Below are 2,097 nucleotides of genomic sequence, written 5' to 3'. Positions count from 1 at the left end.
ATGATCGCCCGGATTTGCGCCGGCAACCCCACATTGTGGATATTGCCATCGAACAACTGAGCCAGGGAATCCTTGAGAAACTTGGAAAGAGACAGCTCGTTTTGCACCAGGGGCAGGTCAAGAAAATCAGCACGGAAACTCACCGCATTTTCGTCGGCGCTGTACTCGATGGGGCAATCGAACAGGAAACGGTGTTCCTCATCGTTCCTCACATCGGTGTAATCCAGCTTCACCAGCTGGGGCTCGATAGCCTTGCCCACCAGCCAGCTCATAAAACGCAGCCAGACAAAAAGGGACGTCTCAATGATCACTTCCCGAAAATCCAGGCGCGGGTCGGCCTTTACCACCAGCCGGGCGATGTCTCCGTGCCGCTCTATCCGGGAATGCATGCTTAGCTCGAACAGATCATAAAAGCGGATACCCCGCTCGATGGCCGCCCCCAGGGTCGGGCAATTGATCACCGCGTGGGCCATCATGGAAAAGGTGCCGGGCTTTGATTTGCGACCCTGGCCAAAACCGAGAAACTCGTCCTGGGTCTGCTGCATAATCAGCAGCATCATCTTGATAAAGGTGTCTCGCTCGATGGTACCGTCCGGGTCATCGAGCAACTGTCGGGGGATATCGCACTGATCAAGTAGATCGGGAATGCTGGCACCGGACCGGCCCGCCCCCTGGAGCAACTTCACTACGCGATTGATATTGATTGTTCTGCGCTGGTACATCGACCGCCACCCTCACACCATTGGCAATGCCAAAAAGCGGTTCAACCGCTTCTTCAGTATCCTGAAATCGTTACCCGTTCAGCATTCTTGTCCGCCGGGCTTGTATCTCGAATCCTCTGACCGGAATCCGGACCGCCAATAATAAAGAAACTGGCCATAATTGACATAGTGTTTACCCGATCCGGTCGCGCCATTGTACGTTGAAATAACAAAAACTACCTTGACGTGTCTTTCACCCTTGTTATCAGCGCGCCGTTACGTTACAAAATCATTCATGAATGTTCTCGTTGTCGAAGACAATAAAGCTGTCAGTCTTATCATCTGCCGTATCATCGAAGAGCTGGGCCATGAATATGTGCTGGCCGCCGACGGTGAGGCAGCGCTACGTCTTTACCGACAGCGAAATGTGGACCTGCTGATCCTGGACGTGGAACTACCGACACTGGATGGATTCAGCGTGGCCAGGGATATCCGCAACCAGAATGGCCAGACCCCCATTCTGTTTATCTCCGGCAACAACAGCGAGGCCTACCGGCAACAATGCCTGGATGCCGGCGGCGAGACCTTGATGCCCAAGCCCTTGCGCCCCAGTGAGTTACGGCGCTGGCTGGAAGTCGCCTTCACCCAGTTAGCCTGCAGCAACCTGACTCCCTCCGGTGCGTCAGCCTGACCCCTGCCTCTACTCAGTCGCATCATCCATTACCGCCAGACTTCGCAACCAGTGGCGCCCACTTTCATCCACTTCTCTCGCCAGATTCAGTACGCTGATACCCCGCATACGGGCATCTGCCACCAACGAGTAGGCCTCACGTTGCAGCTGCTCCATGGCCTGCCGGTGCTGGGCCGCCAGGTCCGCGCAGGGTGGTGCCTGGTAGAGCCTGTCCAACGCTCGCAGGATCTGCTCACTGAAGCCCTGCAAACCGGGATCATGGCTTTCTGTCAGTAGCGCCAGGTCATCCGCCACATCCTTCAGCGCCTTCAAGGCATAAACCGCTTCACGCACCCTGGCACGCAAACGTTGCAGGCGCTGCTCCTGCCCCTCGGTCATGGGCTGTTGAGCCAGCCGGTTGGCATAGTCAGCCAATTCCATTTCCATGTCTGTCACCTGGCCGTATTCCTCAAGGAAACGAGACAAGGAGCGCCCCTGGAGCGGGTGAAGGCAATAGTTCCTGACCCGCTCGATGAGGCTGTCAGTCTCGCGGCCGAGCACCAACAACGCCGGCTCCACCGATTGCGGGCTGATATCGGCGAACAGGTCATGATGTCCTCGCTTGCCGATATGCTTTTCAATGCTCCGCTCCATGGCACCCAGTAACGGCGCGAACACCACAATCCCGACCAGATTGAAACCGGTATGGAAGGCCACCAGGCCATA

General features: G+C 56.4%; 3 protein-coding genes. 1 reads left to right on the top strand and 2 read right to left on the bottom strand.

Annotated features, from left to right (window positions below; genetic code table 11):
• Window positions 1-722 (bottom strand): AraC family transcriptional regulator (locus tag B3Q33_RS11910; RefSeq protein WP_286827616.1); only part of this gene is annotated, 722 nt, incomplete at its 3' end.
• Between the two features lie 274 nt (window positions 723-996).
• Between B3Q33_RS11910 and B3Q33_RS11905 the strand changes: the two genes are divergently transcribed.
• A complete protein-coding gene (locus B3Q33_RS11905) occupies window positions 997-1,392 on the top strand; it encodes a response regulator (protein ID WP_273009444.1) in 396 nt (131 codons plus the stop codon).
• Window positions 1,393-1,401: 9 nt separating this feature from the next.
• Here B3Q33_RS11905 and B3Q33_RS11900 read toward each other — a convergent pair.
• The coding region (locus B3Q33_RS11900) for a hypothetical protein (protein WP_286827607.1) at window positions 1,402-2,097 on the bottom strand (696 nt) is incomplete at its 5' end.

It is taken from the genome of Alcanivorax sp. UBA3183, from assembly GCF_002364155.1.
GTDB classification, from domain to species: domain Bacteria; phylum Pseudomonadota; class Gammaproteobacteria; order Pseudomonadales; family Alcanivoracaceae; genus Alcanivorax; species Alcanivorax jadensis.
This window is presented reverse-complemented; position numbering and strand designations above follow the sequence as displayed.